The 18,818-nt window shown below is 70.8% G+C and carries 17 protein-coding genes; 10 read left to right on the plus strand and 7 right to left on the minus strand.

Annotation, left to right across the window (positions count from 1 at the left end):
* The first annotated feature begins 335 nt into the window (after positions 1–335).
* The 3 genes from ESP57_RS08465 to ESP57_RS08475 all read left to right on the plus strand — a co-directional run bounded on the left by ESP57_RS08465 (position 336) and on the right by ESP57_RS08475 (position 3,549).
* A complete protein-coding gene (locus ESP57_RS08465) occupies positions 336–1,373 on the plus strand; it encodes a hypothetical protein (protein WP_129231225.1) in 1,038 nt (345 codons plus the stop codon).
* Positions 1,374–1,417: 44 nt separating this feature from the next.
* Entirely contained in the window at positions 1,418–1,732 is a 315-nt protein-coding gene (locus ESP57_RS08470) for a GntR family transcriptional regulator (RefSeq protein ID WP_056005933.1), read from the plus strand.
* A 194-nt stretch (positions 1,733–1,926) separates the two neighbouring features.
* Entirely contained in the window at positions 1,927–3,549 is a 1,623-nt protein-coding gene (locus ESP57_RS08475) for a stealth family protein (protein WP_115958891.1), read from the plus strand.
* Positions 3,550–3,564: 15 nt separating this feature from the next.
* Here ESP57_RS08475 and cls read toward each other — a convergent pair whose 3' ends face one another.
* Together cls and ESP57_RS08485 are read right to left on the minus strand one after the other, a co-directional pair.
* On the minus strand, positions 3,565–5,037 hold the full coding sequence (cls, locus tag ESP57_RS08480; RefSeq protein ID WP_129231227.1) for a cardiolipin synthase: 1,473 nt from the start codon (positions 5,035–5,037) through the stop codon (positions 3,565–3,567).
* Between the two features lie 160 nt (positions 5,038–5,197).
* Positions 5,198–6,154: a phosphodiesterase gene (locus tag ESP57_RS08485; RefSeq protein WP_243648460.1), complete on the minus strand. Its 957-nt coding sequence runs from the start codon at positions 6,152–6,154 to the stop codon at positions 5,198–5,200.
* Positions 6,155–6,361: 207 nt separating this feature from the next.
* Between ESP57_RS08485 and ESP57_RS08490 the strand changes: the two genes are divergently transcribed.
* The 3 genes from ESP57_RS08490 to ESP57_RS08500 all read left to right on the plus strand — a co-directional run bounded on the left by ESP57_RS08490 (position 6,362) and on the right by ESP57_RS08500 (position 10,345).
* On the plus strand, positions 6,362–7,438 hold the full coding sequence (locus ESP57_RS08490; RefSeq protein WP_243648461.1) for an alpha/beta hydrolase: 1,077 nt from the start codon (positions 6,362–6,364) through the stop codon (positions 7,436–7,438).
* Between the two features lie 75 nt (positions 7,439–7,513).
* Positions 7,514–9,106: a glycosyltransferase gene (locus ESP57_RS08495; RefSeq protein ID WP_129231230.1), complete on the plus strand. Its 1,593-nt coding sequence runs from the start codon at positions 7,514–7,516 to the stop codon at positions 9,104–9,106.
* 234 nt (positions 9,107–9,340) lie between these two features.
* Positions 9,341–10,345 carry a magnesium and cobalt transport protein CorA gene (locus ESP57_RS08500; RefSeq protein WP_129231231.1) on the plus strand — a complete coding sequence of 335 codons (1,005 nt, stop codon included), beginning with the start codon at positions 9,341–9,343 and terminating at the stop codon, positions 10,343–10,345.
* Between the two features lie 21 nt (positions 10,346–10,366).
* Here ESP57_RS08500 and ESP57_RS08505 read toward each other — a convergent pair whose 3' ends face one another.
* The 3 genes from ESP57_RS08505 to ESP57_RS08515 form a co-directional block, all read right to left on the minus strand.
* Complete coding sequence (locus ESP57_RS08505; RefSeq protein ID WP_129231232.1) at positions 10,367–10,849, minus strand: hypothetical protein; 483 nt, start codon at positions 10,847–10,849, stop codon at positions 10,367–10,369.
* Positions 10,850–10,927: 78 nt separating this feature from the next.
* Positions 10,928–11,353 (minus strand): ribosomal maturation YjgA family protein, encoded by a 426-nt coding sequence (locus ESP57_RS08510; protein ID WP_129231233.1) that lies wholly within the window; start codon positions 11,351–11,353, stop codon positions 10,928–10,930.
* Between the two features lie 6 nt (positions 11,354–11,359).
* On the minus strand, positions 11,360–13,192 hold the full coding sequence (locus ESP57_RS08515) for a DEAD/DEAH box helicase (RefSeq protein WP_129231234.1): 1,833 nt from the start codon (positions 13,190–13,192) through the stop codon (positions 11,360–11,362).
* A gap of 135 nt (positions 13,193–13,327) precedes the next feature.
* Here ESP57_RS08515 and ESP57_RS08520 point away from each other — a divergent pair, with 135 nt between their 5' ends.
* The 3 genes from ESP57_RS08520 (at position 13,328) to ESP57_RS08530 (ending at position 15,996) form a co-directional block, all read left to right on the plus strand.
* On the plus strand, positions 13,328–15,007 hold the full coding sequence (locus ESP57_RS08520) for a DHA2 family efflux MFS transporter permease subunit (RefSeq protein ID WP_129231235.1): 1,680 nt from the start codon (positions 13,328–13,330) through the stop codon (positions 15,005–15,007).
* Between the two features lie 40 nt (positions 15,008–15,047).
* The gene (locus tag ESP57_RS08525) at positions 15,048–15,227 is read left to right on the plus strand and encodes a hypothetical protein (RefSeq protein ID WP_129231236.1); all 180 of its coding nucleotides are present in this window, start codon (positions 15,048–15,050) and stop codon (positions 15,225–15,227) included.
* 103 nt (positions 15,228–15,330) lie between these two features.
* A complete protein-coding gene (locus ESP57_RS08530; RefSeq protein ID WP_165877420.1) occupies positions 15,331–15,996 on the plus strand; it encodes a GAP family protein in 666 nt (221 codons plus the stop codon).
* Between the two features lie 22 nt (positions 15,997–16,018).
* Here the strand turns inward: ESP57_RS08530 and ESP57_RS08535 are convergent, their stop codons facing one another.
* On the minus strand, positions 16,019–16,858 hold the full coding sequence (locus ESP57_RS08535) for a helix-turn-helix domain-containing protein (RefSeq protein ID WP_129231238.1): 840 nt from the start codon (positions 16,856–16,858) through the stop codon (positions 16,019–16,021).
* Between the two features lie 74 nt (positions 16,859–16,932).
* On the opposite strand from ESP57_RS08535, the gene ESP57_RS08540 reads away from it, so the two are divergent.
* Positions 16,933–17,784, plus strand: coding sequence for a phytanoyl-CoA dioxygenase family protein (locus ESP57_RS08540; protein WP_129231239.1), 852 nt, complete (start codon positions 16,933–16,935; stop codon positions 17,782–17,784).
* A gap of 15 nt (positions 17,785–17,799) precedes the next feature.
* Here the strand turns inward: ESP57_RS08540 and ESP57_RS08545 are convergent, their stop codons facing one another.
* On the minus strand, positions 17,800–18,771 hold the full coding sequence (locus tag ESP57_RS08545; RefSeq protein WP_129231240.1) for an NHL repeat-containing protein: 972 nt from the start codon (positions 18,769–18,771) through the stop codon (positions 17,800–17,802).
* Positions 18,772–18,818 lie beyond the last annotated feature (47 nt).

An 18,818-nucleotide genomic window follows, 5' to 3' on the forward strand; every position in this document is an offset into this window, starting at 1 on the left:
AGGCACCCTGTCACACGTGTCAACGCGAGGTCACGCGGCGTCACCCAGCGGTTGCCGGGGCGACCCGCGGCGACTCGCGGGGACACACGATGCGCTGCCCGCGCATGAGGTCGGAGCGCCTGCGATTCCGAGGAGATCCGCGATTCCGAGGATCATCGGCCTCTCACCCACCCTCGAAATCGTCGATCCCCTCGAAATCGCGGATGATCGCCGCCGACATCAGCGCCGCCGCACCCTGCGGCATCCATCAGCCCCGGCATCTCCGGAAACTTGCACCACGGTGATGACACAACTTGTGCTAACTTGGCGACACAATCCGATGGGAGAGCACCGACATGCCGCAGATCACGATCCCACCGATCCCCGCTGGCGAACTCTTCGGGCTGCTCCTGCACCTTCCGCTCTTCTCCCTCGTCGTCGCGGCCGTCATCGCCGCCGCCGTGCTCGTGATCCGTCGCAGTCGCGCGTCGGGTGTCGATCGGCGTCGTGAGCGCTCGGCCGATCCCGCCACGGCGCTGCGGTATCGACCCGAGCATCTTGCTCTGGCCGTTGGCGCAATCCTCGTCATCGCGGCGTTCGCCACCGAGAACATCGTGCGCGGCTACTTGCTCCGCCTCGCAAACGTCGTCGAGTGGTGGCAGTACGCGACGCCGGTCTTCGCGGCTCTGGTCGTCGTCGCCGCGGCGTTCGTGCTCATCGTCGCGAGGAAGCGGACGCCGGAACAACCGGCGCCGTCGAACGTGCGACGTACGTGGGCGACGTTCGGCCCCCGTGCCGGCATCGCCGGCGCCCTCCTCGCGCTCCTGGCCCTCGTCACCACGACAATCGCCGCAGGGCTCGCGTCGTCGCCCGACGCCGACGGCCGGTGGATCCACCTCGTGCTCACCGCGCCGAACGCGACGATCGACGATGTGCGCCCGTGGTTCTACGGCTGGGCGTTCGGCGTGCCCGTGCTCGTCTGCACGGCAGCCCTCGTGCTCGCGACCTGGCTGACACTCCGGAGCAATGCGGCGCGGCCGTTCCTCCGGCCCGACACGATCGCCGCCGAGACGATCGCCCGCGCAGAGGTGGCGAACGGCACGGTCTCCGTCGCGGCGGCGGGCATGCTGCTCGCACTCGGCGGAGCGTGGCGCTTCATCGCGCGGTCCGGGTCGATCGGGAGCCTCGAGATCGAGGGGGTCTCCGGCTCCTTCGACATCACCTGGAGATACGCCGAGTTCGCGGTCGTCGGAGGCTGGCTCGCTCCCGCCGTCGAGGTCGTCGCATTCGTGCTGCTCCTGCTCGTGGCGAGCAGATTGCGGCGGCGCCCCGCTGGAACCGCCGCGATCAGCCGCCCCTCCTCGCCTACTCACGAGACCGCGAGCGCCCGATGAATGCCCCGAGTACCCCTGGTCCCGCAGCAGACGGCGGCCCGGCGATGGACATCTATCACCAGTTCCGGGGGCTGATCGTCTCCGGCCAGCTCGGCGCGGGCGAACGGCTGCCGACCGTACGACAGACGGCTGCCGACCTCGGCGTCGCCGCCGGCACCGCGGCGAAGGCCTACAAATTGCTCGAGCACGACGGATTCGTGGTGACCCGCACCGCCGCCGGCACGCGAGTGGCGGAGTCGGCGGCCGTGCTCCCGGGAACGATCGTGCGGCGCATCCGCGACCTCGCTGCCGAAGCCGAGGCCTCTGGGAGCGGACTCGACGATGTCGTGAACGCGCTGCGCGCCGTCTGGCGCTCCTGACGCACGATCCTGCGCAGCGCGCGGGCGAACGCCCACCGGGCGCTGCGTACAATCGGAACACCGCGCAACTCGCGCCCCGCCCACCCCCTGGAGGCCACTGCTTCGTGACGAGACCCGACCGCGATCGAACCCCTGACCGGCAGCAGCACGACGGACACGCGTTCGCGAGGAGGGAAGCGCCGCCCGCCCCGCCGATGCGGCTCTCCGATGCGTCCGAACTCGTGCTCGTGGCATCCGCCGGTCGTGCCCTCCGCTTCGATCGCGACGATCTCGTGTTGCGCAAGGGCCAGTACGCCTTGCGCAACGGGCACATGACGCCGCAGGAGTCGATGGTGGAGGACCTGCTCGCGCTCGGCACGGCGCTCGACGAGGCCGACATCCCGTTCCTGCTCGTGCGCGGCAACGACGACCGCCCGATCATCGCGATCGACCGCGCCATGCGCAAGGCCGTCGCGAGCGCCTTCGCCGAGGCGTTCGCCGACGAGCCGTTCTACGCCGCCACGCTCGCCCCGAAGCGCGCCGCCGAGACGCACCCCGTGCTGCTGGCCGACGGCCGCCTCTCCGCCGGGCGCAAGCCCACGCTGCTTCGCGTCTACCGTCCGCGCGTCGAGCCCATCGGGCGCCTGCGCTACGGCAGCGAGACCGGCGTGCAGCTCGAGTTCTGGCGCTTCGGCGACGAGACGATCGAGGCTCCGGCCGAGAACGTGCTGATGCGCCGCACGCTGCAGCGCTCCGAGACGACCGACGACGTGGTGCACCTGCACGGCCGCGACTGGCCGACCCTCGAGCACATGTGGGAACCGCTCGCGAGCGACGTCGACTTCGAGATCGACATGGTCTTCTCCTGGGTCGACGGCTCGAGCGACGAGTTCATCCGCGAGCGGGCGAAGCGCATGCAGAGCTACGTCGTCGGCGAGGGCGACGACTCCGAGGCCCGTTACCGGCAGATCGACGAGCTCAAGTACGCCCTGCGCTCGGTGCACCTCTTCGCGCCGTGGGTGCGCCGCATCTTCATCGCGACCGACTCGGGTGCGCCGGCCTGGCTCGCGAAGCACCCGAAGGTCACGATCGTGCCGAGCGAGGCCATGTTCGCCGACACCTCGGTGCTCCCGACGCACAACTCGCACGCCGTCGAGAGCCAGCTGCACCGCATCGAGGGGCTCGCCGAGCACTTCCTCTACTCGAACGACGACATGTTCTTCGGTCGCCCGCTGAGCCCGTCGCTGTTCTTCTCCCCCGGCGGCATCACGAAGTTCGTCGAGGCGGCGACCCGTATCGGGCTCGGTTCGACGCACCCGGGCCGCAGCGGGTTCGAGAACGCCGCCCGGGTCAACCGGGCCCTCCTCCGCGAACGGTTCGGCAAAGTCACGACCCGGCACCTCGAGCACTGCGCCGCGCCGCTGCGCAAGAGCGTCATGGCCGAGTTGGAGGCCGCCTTCCCCGAGGAGTTCCGCCGCACCGCGGCGAGCCGCTTCCGCTCGGCGACCGACATCTCGGTGACGAACTCGCTGTACCACTACTACTCGCTGCTCGCCGGGCACGCCGTCGTGCAGACCGATGCCCGCGTCAAGTACGTCGAGACGACGCTGCGCCAGGCGCTGCCCGCGATGAAGGAGCTCCTGAAGCATCGCGACCACGACATGTTCTGCCTGAACGACGGCAGCTTCCCCGAGATCTCGGTCGAGGAGCGCACGGCGGCCGTGATCGACTTCCTCGAGCGCTACTTCCCGTTCCCGGCTCCGTGGGAGAAGGAAGCGACGGATGCCTCGGCGCAGGCGGGCGCCGCGACATCCGCTGCCCCCGGCCGCTCCGCCTGACGCGGGTCGCTGCGCCTACTGCAGCGCGGAGGTGAGTCGCGCCACGCCGTCGAGGAACGTCGCCGACGTGGGCTCGCGGTTCCACTCCTCGAGCGTGAGCTGGCGACCGGCGTCGCGATAGCCCTGCTCGACGGCTCGCATCTGCTCGACGAACGACGCGCCGCGCACGAGCAGCATCATCTCGGAGTTCAGGCTGAACGAGCGGATGTCCATGTTGCTCGAGCCGATGACGGCGACGTCGTCGTCGATGGACAGGTGCTTCGCGTGCAGGATGTACGGGGCGGGGTAGAGCCAGATCTTCACGCCGGCCTCGAGCAGGTCGCGGTAGTACGACCGCTGCGCGTGCCAGACCGAACCCTGGTCGCCGATCTCCGAGACGAAGAGCTGCACGTCGAGTCCGCGGTAGCACGCCGAGGTGATCGCGTAGAGCATCGCCTCGTCGGGCACGAAGTACGGGCTCGTGATGATGGCCCGCTTCTGCGCCGAGTTGATGAGCGCGAGGAAGAGCCGCAGGTTGTTCTCGGCGTCGTAGCCGGGACCGCTCGGCACGACCTGGCAGACGAGCGCGTCGGGCGAGTGGTGGGCGGGCACCGCGACGGCGGGCACGTTCTCCTCCTCGGTGAGCAGCTCGTCGGTCTCGAGGTACCAGTCGGAGAGGAACACGGTGTTGACGCCCGTGACGATCGGGCCGGTGACCCGCGTGACGAGCTCCTGCCACTGCAGGCCGCGCTTGATGTTCTTCTTCGAGTTGTAGCTGCGGTCGATGAGGTTCTGCGAGCCCATGAATCCGACCAGCCCGTCGACGACGACGAGCTTTCGGTGGTTGCGCAGGTCGGGACGCTGGTACTGGCCCTTCAGCGGGCGCACCGGCAGCATGAAGCTCCACTTCGCGCCGATCCGGTCGAGCTCCGCGTAGGTCTCCTTGGCCCCGGCTGCCTTGCCCGAGGCGATGTGGTCGAGGAGCACGCGAACGGTCACGCCCCGCTGGACGGCGCGCTCCATCGCGGCGAAGAACCCCTTCGTGGTCTCGTCGAACGAGACGATGAAGAATTCGACGTGGACGAATCGCGCGGCCGTGTCGATCTCGGCGGCCATGGCGTCGATCGACCCGTTGTAGTCGCCGATGAGGGTCGCCGTGTTGCCTCCCATCGCGGGCAGTGCTCCGAGCAGCCGGTTCTGCCGGGCGATCGCCGCGAACCAGTCGGGCCACGTGTCACGATCGGGCGCGAGTTCGACATGCTCGGCACGGTCGGCGATCATCCGGTTGATCTCGAGCTGCTTCTCGCGCCGCTTCTTCGGCAGCTTCACGCTGCCGATCAGCAGGAAGAAGAGGATGCCGACGAAGGGGATGAGGAAGATCGCGAGCAACCACGCCATGGCCGCGGTGGGCTTGCGATCGCGCGGCACGATGATCAGCGCCGCGATGCGGATCGTCCAATCCGCGAGAACCAGCACCACTCCGATGATCGCGGCGAGCTCCGTGCTCATACGCCACCTCCCCAGGTCGTCTGCTCGCCTCGCGCGCGTGGAAGGCCGCTGCGGTCGGGAGAAGTGGTCTGAGTATGGCAGTTCGCTCGAACCGCGAGGAAGGGCGCGCGGGCGAACCGCCGAGGCTGATCAGGTGACGGCCTCGGCGAGCGCAACGGCGTCAGCCCGCGAGCACGGGGATCGGCATGGTGAACGGCGGATCCTTCGGCACCGGCGGGGTCGCGGCATCCGCGATGCCGATGCCCGATGCCGCGAGCCGCCGCGAGCTCTCCTCCGCGTCGATCCAGTCGAGCGCGGCGTAGGACCCGAGCGGCACGACGGAATGCAGCACCGTGTTCGGGTAGACGTGCACGAGGTTGAAGGCGCGCGCGCCGTCGCGGCCTCGGGTGCCGCCCACTGGCACGTTCAGGTCCTGCGTGTAGCAACTTGCCGAGGCCACCGAGACCGGCACGCCCGCGAACGTCGCGGTCGACGAGTAGTGCAGGTGTCCGGCGATGATCGAGCGGATGTCGCTGCCCTCGACCACCTCGGCGAGGCCGCCCTGATCGCGCAGTTCGACGGCGGCCGCGAGGTCGAGCACGCTCGGCACCGGCGGGTGGTGCATGGCGAGGATCGTGCCGTGCGGCGCCGGCATCGAGAGCTCCTCCGCGAGCCAGTCGAGCTGTTCGGGCGCGATCTCGCCGTGATGGTGGCCGGGCACGGTGGAGTCGAGCGTGATGACGCGGAGCCCGCCGACGTCGTCGACCCGGTCGACCGGGCGCACCCCGCCTTCGGCGCTCACGCCCCGCTCGCCGAGGAGCCCGCGCCGGAACGCGCCCCGCTCGTCGTGGTTGCCCATGACCCAGATCACCTGGGCGCCGAGTCGTTCGGCGACGGGGTCGACGATGCCGCGGATGCGGTCGTACGCGTCGGGCTCGCCCTTGTCGGCCAGGTCACCCGTGAAGACGATCGCCTCGGGCCTGCCGCCGGATGCCTCGAACTCCTCGAAGAGGGTCTGCAGGTGCCGCTCGCTCTCGACCCGGTCGTAGAGCTTGCCGCCGCCGGCGAGCACGTGCGTGTCGCTGATGTGGAGGAGGAAGTGGTCCGGCCGGGGGTACTCGGCCGTACGGCTCGTCACGATTGGTCCCATCGATCGGTGGAGACGCGCAACCTCGGGCGTCTGGCATGGACACTAGCCGACCATGCCCGTCTGAACGGCGCATGAACGCGGCCTGTGTCGAAGCCGGGTCGGAGCGGTGCCGGAGCCGCGGGCCAGCGGTGCGTCAAGCCGTCTCACGACGCGAACTCCGACAGGATGACCGGGAACGAGGTCGAGGGGGAACGAGTGTCGTCGAAGAACACGCGTGATGATGCGCTGCCGTCGTGGGGCAACGAGCTGTGGCTGAGCCGGCGCCAGCGCCGCTTCATCGGAACGGTGGCGGTGATCGCCGTCGCCGGGTTCCTGGTCACGTGGGTGGTGACGCTCACGCCGTGGCCCTCGGCGATGGCGATCCGCGCCGTCTTCGAGAAGGGCGGCGACGACACCGCCGCCGAGATGGACCGGTACGTGACCGATGCACCGCTCACCGAGCACCTCGCGGTGCCGGTCGGCGGCGACGCCGATGACGACGCCGCCATGACCTTCGACGTGTTCTCGCCCGACGACGGCGGCGACGACCCGCTGCCCACGATCGTGTGGGTGCACGGCGGCGCGTGGATCTCGGGCGACTCGGCGAACGTCGACCCCTACCTGCGCATCCTCGCCGCCGAGGGCTACACGACGGTGGGGCTGAACTACACGCTCGGTCCCGAGGGCACCTATCCGACGGCCGTGCACGAGCTGAACGACGCGCTGACGACGCTCGAGGCGGACGCCGAGGAGTACCGCATCGATCCCGACCGCATCGTGATCGCGGGCGACTCCGCCGGCGCCCAGCTCGCGAGCCAGATGGCGACGCTGTCCACCAACCCCGACTACGCCCGGCTCATGGGCATCGATCCGGCACTCGACGCCGACCAGGTCGTGGGGGTCGTGCTGAACTGCGGCGTCTACGACCTCGCGGCGATGTCGGAGCTGACCGGCATCGGCGCGTGGGGGTTCAAGATCGCACTGTGGGGCTACACGGGCAGTCAGGACTGGTCGCAGCAGTCGTCGGGCGCGACCATGTCGACGATCGACTTCGTGACGTCCGATTTCCCGGCCACCTACATCTCGGGCGGCAACGGCGACGCGCTCACCTGGATCCAGTCGCTGCCGATGGAGGCGCGGCTCGATGACCTCGGCGTCGACGTCACCTCGCTGTTCTGGCCCGCCGACCACGAGCCCGCCCTGCCGCACGAATACCAGTTCCACCTTGACTTCGACGAGGCGCAGGCGGCACTCGTCGAGACCCTCGACTTCCTCGAGGGAGTCACCGGCTGAAGTGCTGCGGCCTCCGAGACGCCCCGGCTAGGCTTGACGGATGTCTGTTCGGCTCGCACGGCTCGAGGGTGCGCGGTGACCGGCGTGCGGATGCCCGAGGGGCGCCACTTCGCGCTCACCTGGTCGATTCCCGACACCTTCGGGGGCATGACGGATGCGCTGCTGCGACGCTCAGCGGCGTTCCACCGGATCGGGGGCGCGACGGTCGACGTGCTGACGTTCGACGCGCGCCCCGACACCCCTGAGATCGAGCTCGAGCTGCGACGGCGCGGGGTGCTCGTCGACGGGGTGCGCATCACGAACCTCTACGACTGGCTTCGGACGCATCCGCTGCCCGGGGGCACGCTGCGGCTCGAGCGCGACGTGTTCACTCCGCTCCGCGCGAGCGACGATGCCGGCGACGGCACCGGCGCGCTCGAGACCCGGCTGCGCGGTGACGTGGTCATGAGTCGCAGCCGAGTCGACGCCGACGGCCGCACGCTCCAGGTCGACCACTACCGTGCCGACGGCACGCTGCTCCTCAGCGATCGGCGCGACACCCGGCTGCCCGGCGTGATCGGCGGCCGCTCGGTCGTGCTGTGCGATGCCGACGGCCGCCCGGTGCGATCGTGGCGAGGCATCCGCCCGCTGTACCGGGCCTGGCTCGACGCGCTGACCGAGGGCCGCCCGAGCCACCTGATCATCGACAGCAAGACCGTGGCGCCGTTGCTGATCGGCTACCGTCGACCGCATGTCGTGACCGCGCACGTCGTGCACGCCTCGCATCGCTCCGCGGACTCCGAGCCGCACCCGATCCGCCGGTCGCGGCGCGAGGTGTTCGAGCAGCTCGACGGCTTCGACCTCGTGGTGCTGCTCTCACGGCGGCAGCGCGATGACGTCGAGCGCATCGTGGGCCACCACGACCACCTCACGGTGATTCCGAACTCCCGGCCGCTGCCGTCTCGGGCGACGTCGATGGACGAGCCGCGCGATCCCGGCCGAGGCGTCGTGCTCGCCGCGCTGACCCGCCGGAAGCGGGTCTCGCATGCCATCGAGGCCGTGCAGCGCGCGAACGCCGCCCTCGGCGCGGGCAGTCGCGCCGATCCGCCCGTGCACCTCGACGTCTACGGCGACGGCGAGAGTCGCACCGCGCTCGAACGACGCATCACCGATCGGGCCGCGGTACGACTGCACGGATTCCAGCCCGACGCGCGAAGCCGGCTTCCCGGCGCCTCGTTCCTGCTGCTGACCTCGCACTCCGAGGGCTTCCCGCTCGTGCTCGTCGAGGCGATGGCCGCCGGTTGCCTGCCGATCGCCTACGACATCCCCTACGGCCCCGCCGACCTCATCCGAGACGGCCGCAACGGCTTCCTCGTGCCGGCCGGCGACGTCGAAGCACTCGCCGGCGCGATCGTCAGACTGCAGCGGATGTCTCCGCGCCGCGTCGCCCGCATGCGGGCCCACGCCATGCGCACCGCCACGCGGTTCGACGAGGCACGGGTCACGCAACTCTGGGCACAGGCGTTCAGCCAGGCGGCCATGCGTCGTGCCGCGCACGGCTCCGGGCGATTCCGCGCGATCCGCTCGATCGCCGCGAAACTCCCCCTGCCGCGGCCCGTGCGCGCGTTCGGCGCTCGCCTCGTCGTGGGCGCCGACCGGGTGTTCCGGGCTCCCGGGCGCGTCGGCTAGACTCTGCCGTCGGGCCGCCATCGAGCAGCCCCTGAATGCGAAGGGCGGTGAGGGCGATGGCCGATCATAGTACCGACGCCGCCGGCCCCGCTGCGTCGCATTCCCGTTCCCGCCTTCGCTGAGCTTCGCTCCGCCGGCGCGAACGCGTTCCGATCCGCGCGCGGTCTGCGGCGACATCCGCTCACCTGCCGAAGACCGGCGCGCTGTCGCGCGCCCTGCGAGAACGGATCGCTCATGTCACCTCTGGTCGACAACGGCGTCTACGTCGACGGACGTCGCGTCGAGACGCCCACGAACCTCGACGACACCTACCGCCTCATGGACGACCATGACGGCCTCGCCTGGATCGGGCTGTACCGGCCGAGTCCCCGCGAGGTCGCCTCGGTCGCGCGCGAGTTCGACCTGCACCCGCTCGCGGTCGAAGATGCATTGACCGGCCACCAGCGATCGAAGCTCGAGCGCTACGGCGAGACGCTCTTCGCCGTGCTGCGGCCGGCCCGCTACCGCGACGAGCTCGAGACGGTCGAGTTCGGCGAGCTCCACCTCTTCGTCGGCCCCGACTTCGTCGTCACCATCCGCCACGCGGAGTCGCCCGACCTCGCGGCCGTGCGGAGGCGCATGGAGTCGAGCCCCGCGCTGCTCGCCATGGGCCCCGAAGCGGTGCTCTACGCGATCCTCGACGAGGTCGTCGACGAGTACGAGCCGGTCGTCGCCGGCCTGGAGAACGACATCGACGAGATCGAGGACCAGCTCTTCGGCGACAGCGACGACGACGCCCTCTCCCGGCGCATCTACGAGCTCTCGCGCGAGGTGATCAACTTCCAGCGCGCGGTGCAGCCGCTCGCACCGATGCTCGAGTGGTTGCGCCGGGGCTCGGAGAAGTACCGCGTCGACGTCGAGCTGCAGCGGTCGCTGCGCGACGTGCTCGACCACGCCATCCGCATCAACGAGCGCGTCGCGTCGTTCCGCGCCATCCTCGACAACGCCCTCACCGTGCACTCGGCGCTCGTGGCACGCCGGCAGACCGACACGAGCCTGCAGCAGAACGAGGAGATCAAGAAGATCTCGTCGTGGGCCGCGATCATCTTCGCGCCGACCCTCATCGGCACCGTCTACGGCATGAACTTCGACGACATGCCCGAGACCCACTGGGACTTCGGGTACCCGACGGCGCTCGCCGCCATGGTGCTGTTCGGCGTCGGCCTCTACGCCGTGTTCAAGTACAGGAAGTGGCTCTGACGCGGATCACGAACCGCGACGTCACTTGGGCTTCTTCGGCCCTCTGCCCTGACCGGGGTGGTCGTCGGGCGCGTCGGGTGCCGCCGTCGGCTCCACCGGCTCGTCGCCGTCGAGGGGCGGCTCGACGACGTCGTCGGGGACCGGCGTCGGCGTGGGCGTCGAGATCGGTCGCGGAGGCGCAGGGGTCGGCAGCACCGGGCCGTAGTGGCTGGGCGCCGCGGGGGTCGTCGACGTCGGTCGCGGCTCTTCGAGCGGCGTCGACGCCTCGTTGCCCGGCCCGCCCGCGGGCGCCTGCATGAGGGCGATGCCCGACGCGCCCATGCCGACGACGGCGAGGGCCGTGACGGCGATCACCGCGCCGAGGCGATGGCGGGCGAGCCACGCGACGGAGGCCGCCGCGAACGGCAGCGCCGGTTCGAGCATCGCGCCGAGGCGTGACGGGGGCGCGGCACGGCGACCGCGAGGTCGACGCGAGGGGTCGTCGGGCTCATCATGTTCGGACATGGTCACCCGCCTCTCGGTCTCGTTCGAGGACATCGTCCGTCATCGAGGGTACCCAACCGGCGCACGTCGCGGGATGCGTCAGTCTCCGGCCACGGCCGACGGCGCGGCCACGCGGGCCCTGCCGACCAGCGCGACGTGCACGAGGAACGCGAGCACGGCCCCTCCTGCGTAGGCGAACATGTCGATCGGGTCGAACGCGCTGCCGAGCAGCAGTCGTGACGGCGGGAAGGCGTCGACCACGCGCTGCGGCAACTCGGTCAGTTGCGACAGCTCGACGAGCGTCGCGAACCCGAACGCCGTCGCCGAGCAGGCCACGGCACCGAGCGACGGCCAGATCGCGCGCAGCGCGGACGCGATGAACACGATGTAGACGACGCTGCCGAGCACGTCGACGACGGGCGTGCGCTCGAGGAGCTGCAGCCCGAGGCCGAGCGCGAGGCTGACCGCCGCGACCAGCCCGCTTCGCACCCGGATGCCTCGCGAGACGCCCGCCGGCAGCGCCATCCGCCGCTAGCCCTTGTGGCGCGGCTTCCGGAACGACTTGTCGCCGTCGCCGCCACCGTCGCGGTCGTTCGACCGCCGCGTGGGCCCGCCGCGATCGGGGCGCAGCTCGATGAGCCGGCCCGAGATGCGGGTGCCGTCGAGTCGTTCGAGGGTCTCGCGGGGCAGGTTCGCCGGCAGCTCGACGAGCGAGAACTCCGGACGGATCTGGATCGAGCCGAAGTCCTCCCGGCTGAGCCCGCCCTCGTTCGCGAGCGCGCCGACGATCTGGCGCGGCTCGACCTTGTGGCGCTTGCCCACCGCGATGCGGTACGTCGCCATGGGACCGCTGCTCGGGCGCTGGCGCCGCTCGGGGCGGTCGCCCCGGTCGCCGCCGCGGTCGAAGCGGTCGCCGCGGTCGCGGCTGCCCCGGTCGCCGCGCTCGGGCTTGTCGCCGCGGGGCGGACGGTCGCTCCACTCGCGCTCGGCACGGCGCGCAGCCTCGGGCTCGAGCAGCAGCGGGGCCTCGCCCTGCGCCACCACGGCGAGAGCCGCCGCGACATCCGCTTCGGGCACGTCGTGGTTGCGCACGTAGTGGGCGATGATGTCGCGGAAGCCGTCGATGCGCTCGTTCTGGCCGAGTGCCGCGGTGATGCGGTCGTCGAAGCGGGCGAGACGCGTGACGTTGACGTCGTCGACGCTCGGCAGCTGCATCTGCACGATCGGCTGGCGCGTAGCCTTCTCGATGCGGGCGAGCAGGCTGCGCTCGCGCGGCGTGACGAAGCTGATCGCGTCACCCGTGCGACCGGCGCGGCCCGTGCGACCGATGCGGTGCACGTAGGGCTCGCTGTCGGTGGGGATGTCGAAGTTCACCACGTGGCTGATGCGCTCGACGTCGAGGCCGCGAGCCGCGACATCCGTGGCCACCAGGATGTCGAGCTTGCCCGACTTCAACTGGTTGACCGTGCGCTCGCGCTGCACCTGGGCGATGTCGCCGTTGATCGCGGCGGCGGAGTATCCGCGTGCGCGCAGCTTCTCGGCGAGCTCCTCGGTGACGCTCTTCGTGCGCACGAAGACGATCATGCCCTCGAAGTTCTCGACCTCGAGGATGCGGGTGAGGGCGTCGACCTTCTGCTGGTACGAGACGATGAGGTAGCGCTGGCTGATGTTCGCCGACGTCTGGGTCTTCGTCTTGACGGTGATCTCTTCGGGGTCGTGCAGGTACTGCTTCGACATGCGGCGGATCGCCGCGGGCATGGTCGCCGAGAACAGGGCGACCTGCTTGGTGTCGGGAGTGTCGGCGAGGATCGTCTCGACGTCTTCGGCGAAGCCCATCTTGAGCATCTCGTCGGCCTCGTCGAGCACGAGGTACTTGAGCTCCGAGAGGTCGAGGGTGCGCTTCTCGAGGTGGTCCATGATGCGGCCCGGGGTGCCCACCACGATGTGCACGCCGCGGCGGAGCGCCGAGAGCTGCACGCCGTAGCCCTGACCGCCGTACACGGGGAGGATGTGCACGCCCTTGAGGTGCGAGGCGTACTTCTCGAACGCCTCGCAGACCTGCAGCGCGAGCTCACGGGTCGGAGCGAGCACGAGGGCTTGCGGGGTCTTCTGGGAGAGGTCGAGGCGCGCGAGGATCGGCAGCGCGAAGGCGGCCGTCTTGCCGGTGCCGGTCTGGGCCAGGCCCACCACGTCGCGTCCGGCGAGGAGTGATGGGATCGTCGCGGCCTGGATCGCGGAAGGGGTCTCGTAGCCGACGTCGGAGAGGGCTTTCAGGACGGCGCCATCGAGTCCGAGGTCGGAGAATGTCGTCGCGGCGGGCTCTTCTGGAGCCTCCACCTCGACCGGAGCTTCGTCAGCAGTCACGCTTCAGGGTAGTCCGTCCAGCTGGGAGAACGCAGTTCCGCCGTCGCGGCGGATCAATCGAACGTCGGATTGGCAACCGGTTCCGCCGAGCATACGGTGGGAACCGACGGGGCGACCCGACCGGGGGGATGGACGATGGACGGCACTGCTACGGCGCCCGAGAGCACCGGCGCACGGCGATGGGTGGGCCTCGGCGTGCTCGCCGCGGCACTCTCGATGATCGTGCTCGACGGCACGATCGTGGGCATCGCGCTGCCGACGATCATCACCGACCTGCAGCTCGACTTCAGCGAGGCCCAGTGGGTCAACGGCATCTACTCGGTGGTCTTCGCCGCGCTGCTGCTCACCGCCGGGCGCCTCGGCGATCGACTCGGCCGGCGCCGCGCGATGGTGGCGGGCATCCTCGTCTTCCTGGCCGGCAGCGTCCTCGCGGCGCTCGCCACCGGCGGCACCTCGCTCATCCTCGCCAGGCTCGTGCAGGGCATCGGCGGCGCATTCATCCTCCCGACGACGTTGTCGACGGTCAACGCCACGTTCCGCGGCCGCGACCGAGCAGTGGCATTCGGCGTCTGGGGTGCCGCGATCTCGGGCGTCGCCGCGCTCGGGCCCCTGCTCGGCGGCTGGCTGACCCAGTCGTTCGGGTGGGAGTGGATCTTCCTCGTCAACCTGCCGTTCGGCGCGATCATCCTCGTCGGCGCGTTCCTCACGGTGCCCGAGACTCGGGCGGTCATCACGGCGAAGGGGCTCGACGTCGACGGCCTGCTCCTGTCGGCGATCGGCTTCGGCGCGCTCGTGTTCGGCCTCATCGAGGGCGGCTCCCTCGGCTGGTGGGCGCCGAAGCAGCCGTTCGAGCTGTTCGGCTGGACCTGGCCGACGTCGTGGCCGATCTCCCCCGTGCCGGTGGCGATCGCGATCGGCATCGTCGCCCTCGTGCTCTTCTTCCTCTGGGAGCGGCATCGCGCACGGAACGGCCGCTCCGCGATCCTCGACGTGCACCTCTTCTCCGTGCCCACCTTCACGTGGGGCAACCTCGTCGCGATGTGCGTCGCGATCGGCGAGTTCGGCATCCTGTTCGTCCTCCCCCTCTTCATCGTGAACGCGCTCGGCCTCTCGACGCTCGCGGCCGGGTTCGTGCTCGCGGCCATGGGTCTCGGCGCGTTCGTCTCGGGAGCCATGGCCCGCCACGTCGCCGAGCGGTTCGGCGCCCCCACGGTCGTCGTGATCGGCCTCGCGCTCGAGGTCGTCGGCGCCGTGCTCGCCGCGGTGCTGCTCTCGTCGGAGATCAACGCGTGGCTCCTGGCCGGCGTGCTGGCCCTCTACGGACTCGGACTCGGCCTCGCCTCGGCGCAGCTCACGGGCACCGTGCTCGCCGACATCCCGCCCGAGGAGTCGGGCCAGGGCTCCGCGACCCAGAGCACCGGGCGTCAGGTCGGCTCCGCGCTCGGCACTGCCATCATCGGCGCCGTGCTCGCCGCTGGACTCGCCGTCGCTCTGCCGGCGCAGGTCGATACCGTTGAGGGCATGCCCGCCGCGGCATCCGAGCAGATCGTCTCCGCCACCGAGCAGTCGGCCGGCGGAACCATCCCTCAGGTACGGGCCGAGGGCGAGGACGGCGAGCTCGGTTCGGCCGGGCCGGCGGTCGCCGACGCGCTCGCCGAGGGCATGGCGGATGCCTCGCGCTGGGCGCTCCTCGCGGCCGCCGCGTTCCTCGTGCTCGGCGGGGCGTTCGCGCTGCGGCTCCGTGCCGTTGCACGGCGTTCGAGCGCGGCATCCGGAAGCACTGCCGAGCCGATTCAGGTCGATCCCGCGTCATGAATCGGCGCCCCCTGCATCTCTCAGGTGAAGGGGGTCGGACATGTGGGGCAGGCGCAAGCAGCAGGGTCACGTCGAGCACGTCGAGTTCGTGACCTCGGTCGACGGCGGCCGGATGCCGGTGCGATGCGCGTGCCATCGCGATGCCGACCACGATCGGCCGACGTCCGGCGTGCTGGCTGCAGCGGGATCCGCCGTCGACGCCTACGCGTTCGCCGCCTGACGGCGCGCGCCGATCTCCGGGCGCCGGCCGCTCGGCTCCGATATCGTGTGCTCAGCGACGCTGCGAGCGCCGCGGGTTGCCACCAGGCAGGGGGTGCAGCGGAATGCTGCAGGCGATAGGGCACATCCTTCCGATCGCGCTCGCGGTCGCGATCAGTTCGGTGCCGATCATGGCGACGATCGTGATCCTGCTCTCGCCGAAGCGCGAGTCGGCCGCCCCGTTCCTCGTCGGCTGGGTGCTCGGCATGGTGCTGCTGGTCGTCATCTGCACCCTCTCGACGCAAGCCGTCCCGACGCCCCGGTCGGCGCGACAGCCCGACGTGGCGGTCGGCGTGGGCGAGATGATCGTCGGCGCAGGACTCATCGTCATCGCGATCGTCTCCTGGCGTCGTGCCCGCCGGAATCCCGTCGAGGGCATGCCGGCGTGGCTCGGCAAGGTGGAGTCGATCGGCCCGTGGAGCGCCTTCGGGCTCGGGGTGGCCCTGAACATCCGCCCCAAGGAGATCCTGCTGGCCATCGCAGCCGGCCTGGCCGTGCGCGGCGCGGGGCTCTCGGGATCCGACGCGGCGATCGTGATCGCCGTCTACACGATCATCGGCGCGTCGACCGTGGCGGTGCCCGTCGTCGCGACGCTCATCGATGCGAAGGGCATGCAGCCGAAGCTGCTGCGGATGAAGGAATGGCTGACCCGCAACAGCCGCGTGGTGACGTCGCTCATCCTGCTGATGGTCGGCGTGTTCATCATCGGAACCGGCATCGGGCGGTTGTGACGCGCCCGGCCCCTCATCGGCATCAGCGGTCGGGCGGGCGCCTCGCGTGCTGGGCGCGGAACTCCGTGGGCGGAGCCCCCGCCTTGCGCGCGAACAGCCGCGAGAAGAACGCCGGGTCGTCGTACCCCACGGCGGCACCGATGGCGTTCACCGGCAGCTCGGTGCTCGCGAGCAGGAACTGGGCGCGCTCGATGCGCGTCGTGACGATGAACTCGTGCGGCGAGCGTCCGGTGGCCTCCTGCACGAGCGCGCGGAGCCTGCCCGGCGAGAGGCCGAGGCGCCGGGCGCGCTCGGCGACGTCGAGGTGATCGGCGGCGGTCTCGCGCAGGGCGGCGACCACGCGGTCGGCCGCGCGATCCGCTCCCTCCTCCTGGATCTCGGCGTCGGCGGCCAGCCCGATGAGCTGCAGGCAGAGGGCCGACGCGGTGGCGCGCGCCGAGCCGCGAGGCGACTCGAGCACGGCGTTCAGCTCGGCGAAGAGCTCGGGCACGCGTTCGGGCATGCGTCGCAGCGGCGCCACGGGGCGCCGGGCGTCGAACGCCCCGAGCTCCACGAGCGCGCGCACCGTGACCCCGTCGAACAGCAGCCAGTGCTCGGTCCAGCCGTCTCGGGCGGGGCCGTAGCCGTGCAACCGACCGGGCGGCACGCGGATGACGGCGGGTCCGCGCACCGCGACGCGGCCGACCCGGTGATCGTGGTACTCGCCGTCACCGCTGCTGACGAACACGAGGGCGTGGCTGTCGAGACGGCGGCCCGAGAACCCCGTTCGCGCGTCGGACTGCTCGCCGGCGCCGAGGCAGTCGAGGCCGTGGTCTCGCAGCAGCGGCGTCGGGGCGGCGTATCGCGCCCAGCTCGTCACCATGTCGCCACGATAGTCCAAGGGCTCTTTCCACCGGATCCATGGAGGTCCGGAATCGACTCGCCGAGGATGATTCCATGCTCACCTCGAACGGCTACGTGCTCGACGACTCCCCCTCCCGCCTGGCACGGCTCGAGCCGACGCCCATGGAGGAACGGGACGACCGCGACGCGCTCTGGGCTCGACTGCGTCGCGACGGCTACCTGTACCTGACCGGCCATCTCGACCCGGCAGAGGTGCTCGACTTCCGCCGCTACTACTTCCAGTCGCTCACCCCGACCGGACTCGTCGCCGAGGGCAGCGACCCGGTCGAGGGCATCGCGGCCGACGGCGACCTCGACCGCGGCTCCTACCGCCGCATCCTCTTCGACGACGTGGTGCCCGGCGCCGAGTACCAGGCGCTCTGCGCCGCGCCTCGCGTCGCCGACTGGTTCGCCTGGCTCCTCGAAGACGAGGTGCACCTGCACAAGCGCAAGATCATCAGGCACACGAAGCCAGGCGAGCGAGGCATCGGAACCGCGACGCAGGCGCACTACGACCTCGTCTACCTGCGGGAGGGCAGCGACCGGGTGCTGTCGATGTGGATCCCGCTCGGCGACATCCCCCTCGAGCGCGGCGGCCTCGCCTACCTCGAAGGCAGCCACCACCGGGTGATGGCGCAGGAGGCCGCCGGCACGCTGCGCCGCCCGGCCGCGTCGATGACGGCCGACCTGCCCGGCCTCGCCGACGAGTACGACTCGCGATGGCTCGTCACCGACTATACGGCCGGCGACGTCATGGTGCACTCGGCGCACATCGTGCACGCGGGCCTCGACAACGTGGATGCCGGCGGCCGGATGCGGCTCTCGACCGACATCCGCTACCAGCGGGCCACCGAGCCGATCGACTGGCGCTGGCAGGAGCACTGGCACGACCAGGACGGACTCTGAACGCGTCGCCTGGCGCTAGGCGGGGAGCTGCGGCACCAGGCGGGTGACCCGGCCGCCGATGAGCCACTCCGTCACGATGATGTCGCCCTCGCCTGTGACCGCGATGCCGTGGGGCGCGCGGAAGACGCCGACCGAGCGGGGTCGCTCGATCGCGCCGTCGCGCAGCACGTTCGGCCAGGCCTCCGGGGTGCGGCGGAGCGGGGTGCCGATGCTGCCGATCGCCTCGTCGTCGGGCCCGAAGGCGACGATCCGTCCGTCGAGCTCGGTGACGAGCAACCGGTCGCCGTCGAGGGCGAATCCCGACGGGCTCGTGAGCGCCGATCGTCCGAACTCGCCGAGGAACTCCCCCTCGAGGGTGAGCCGGACGATGCGCTGGTTCGCGCGGTCGGCGACGAGCAGGGTCGGGGTCGTCGAGCGCGAGTCCACGATGATCGCGTGAGGTTGGCGGAACCGCTTCCCGGTCTCCTCGCCATCGGTCTTCCAGAGCAGCGTGCCGTCGACGTCGAACGCGTACACGATGCTGTCGCCGTACCCGTCGGCGACCCAGACCCGGTCGTCGAGAGTGCCGAAGTCCGACAGTGCGACGTCGCACGGACGCCAGGTCTCGGACCCGAACAGCTCGGCGGTGACCACGCCGTCGGCGCGCAGGCGCAGCACCCGCCCGCGCAGCCGTTCGCCCTCGTACGTGCCCTCTGCCGTGCGCTCGGCCTTGTGCCCGGGATCGGCGGCCCAGGTCTCGCCGTGGTGATCGACCGCGAGGCCGTGCAGCTCGGTGCCGGGGAACGGCACGCGTTCGACCGTCTCGCCGCGGAGGATCACGAGATGGCGAGCCGAGGCATCCGCTGTGTGGATCGCGCCGTCGGGCGCGATGGCGACGCCGTGATGCGCCCAGGCCGTCTCGCCGGGCTCATCGATGATGACGGGCTCCTGGCGGTACTCGGTGCGGTCGAAGACGGTCTGGACGCCGAGGGCGGGAGATGGGGTCATGGTCTCACCCTGCGGCACCCGTCCGAGAAGCTCCATGGACTCGGTAG

The organism is Agromyces fucosus (assembly GCF_004134865.1).
GTDB classification, from domain to species: domain Bacteria; phylum Actinomycetota; class Actinomycetes; order Actinomycetales; family Microbacteriaceae; genus Agromyces; species Agromyces fucosus.

What these genes read in the sequence shown, in the direction of transcription:
- ESP57_RS08465 (WP_129231225.1), top strand. Translation starts at nt 336, where the DNA reads ATGCCGCAGATCACGATCCCACCGATCCCCGCTGGCGAACTCTTCGGG.
- ESP57_RS08470 (WP_056005933.1), top strand. Translation starts at nt 1,418, where the DNA reads ATGGACATCTATCACCAGTTCCGGGGGCTGATCGTCTCCGGCCAGCTC.
- ESP57_RS08475 (WP_115958891.1), top strand. Translation starts at nt 1,927, where the DNA reads ATGCGGCTCTCCGATGCGTCCGAACTCGTGCTCGTGGCATCCGCCGGT.
- cls (WP_129231227.1), bottom strand. Translation starts at nt 5,037, where the DNA reads ATGAGCACGGAGCTCGCCGCGATCATCGGAGTGGTGCTGGTTCTCGCG.
- ESP57_RS08500 (WP_129231231.1), top strand. Translation starts at nt 9,341, where the DNA reads ATGTCACCTCTGGTCGACAACGGCGTCTACGTCGACGGACGTCGCGTC.
- ESP57_RS08505 (WP_129231232.1), bottom strand. Translation starts at nt 10,849, where the DNA reads ATGTCCGAACATGATGAGCCCGACGACCCCTCGCGTCGACCTCGCGGT.
- ESP57_RS08510 (WP_129231233.1), bottom strand. Translation starts at nt 11,353, where the DNA reads ATGGCGCTGCCGGCGGGCGTCTCGCGAGGCATCCGGGTGCGAAGCGGG.
- ESP57_RS08520 (WP_129231235.1), top strand. Translation starts at nt 13,328, where the DNA reads ATGGACGGCACTGCTACGGCGCCCGAGAGCACCGGCGCACGGCGATGG.
- ESP57_RS08525 (WP_129231236.1), top strand. Translation starts at nt 15,048, where the DNA reads ATGTGGGGCAGGCGCAAGCAGCAGGGTCACGTCGAGCACGTCGAGTTC.
- ESP57_RS08530 (WP_165877420.1), top strand. Translation starts at nt 15,331, where the DNA reads ATGCTGCAGGCGATAGGGCACATCCTTCCGATCGCGCTCGCGGTCGCG.
- ESP57_RS08535 (WP_129231238.1), bottom strand. Translation starts at nt 16,858, where the DNA reads ATGGTGACGAGCTGGGCGCGATACGCCGCCCCGACGCCGCTGCTGCGA.
- ESP57_RS08540 (WP_129231239.1), top strand. Translation starts at nt 16,933, where the DNA reads ATGCTCACCTCGAACGGCTACGTGCTCGACGACTCCCCCTCCCGCCTG.
- ESP57_RS08545 (WP_129231240.1), bottom strand. Translation starts at nt 18,771, where the DNA reads ATGACCCCATCTCCCGCCCTCGGCGTCCAGACCGTCTTCGACCGCACC.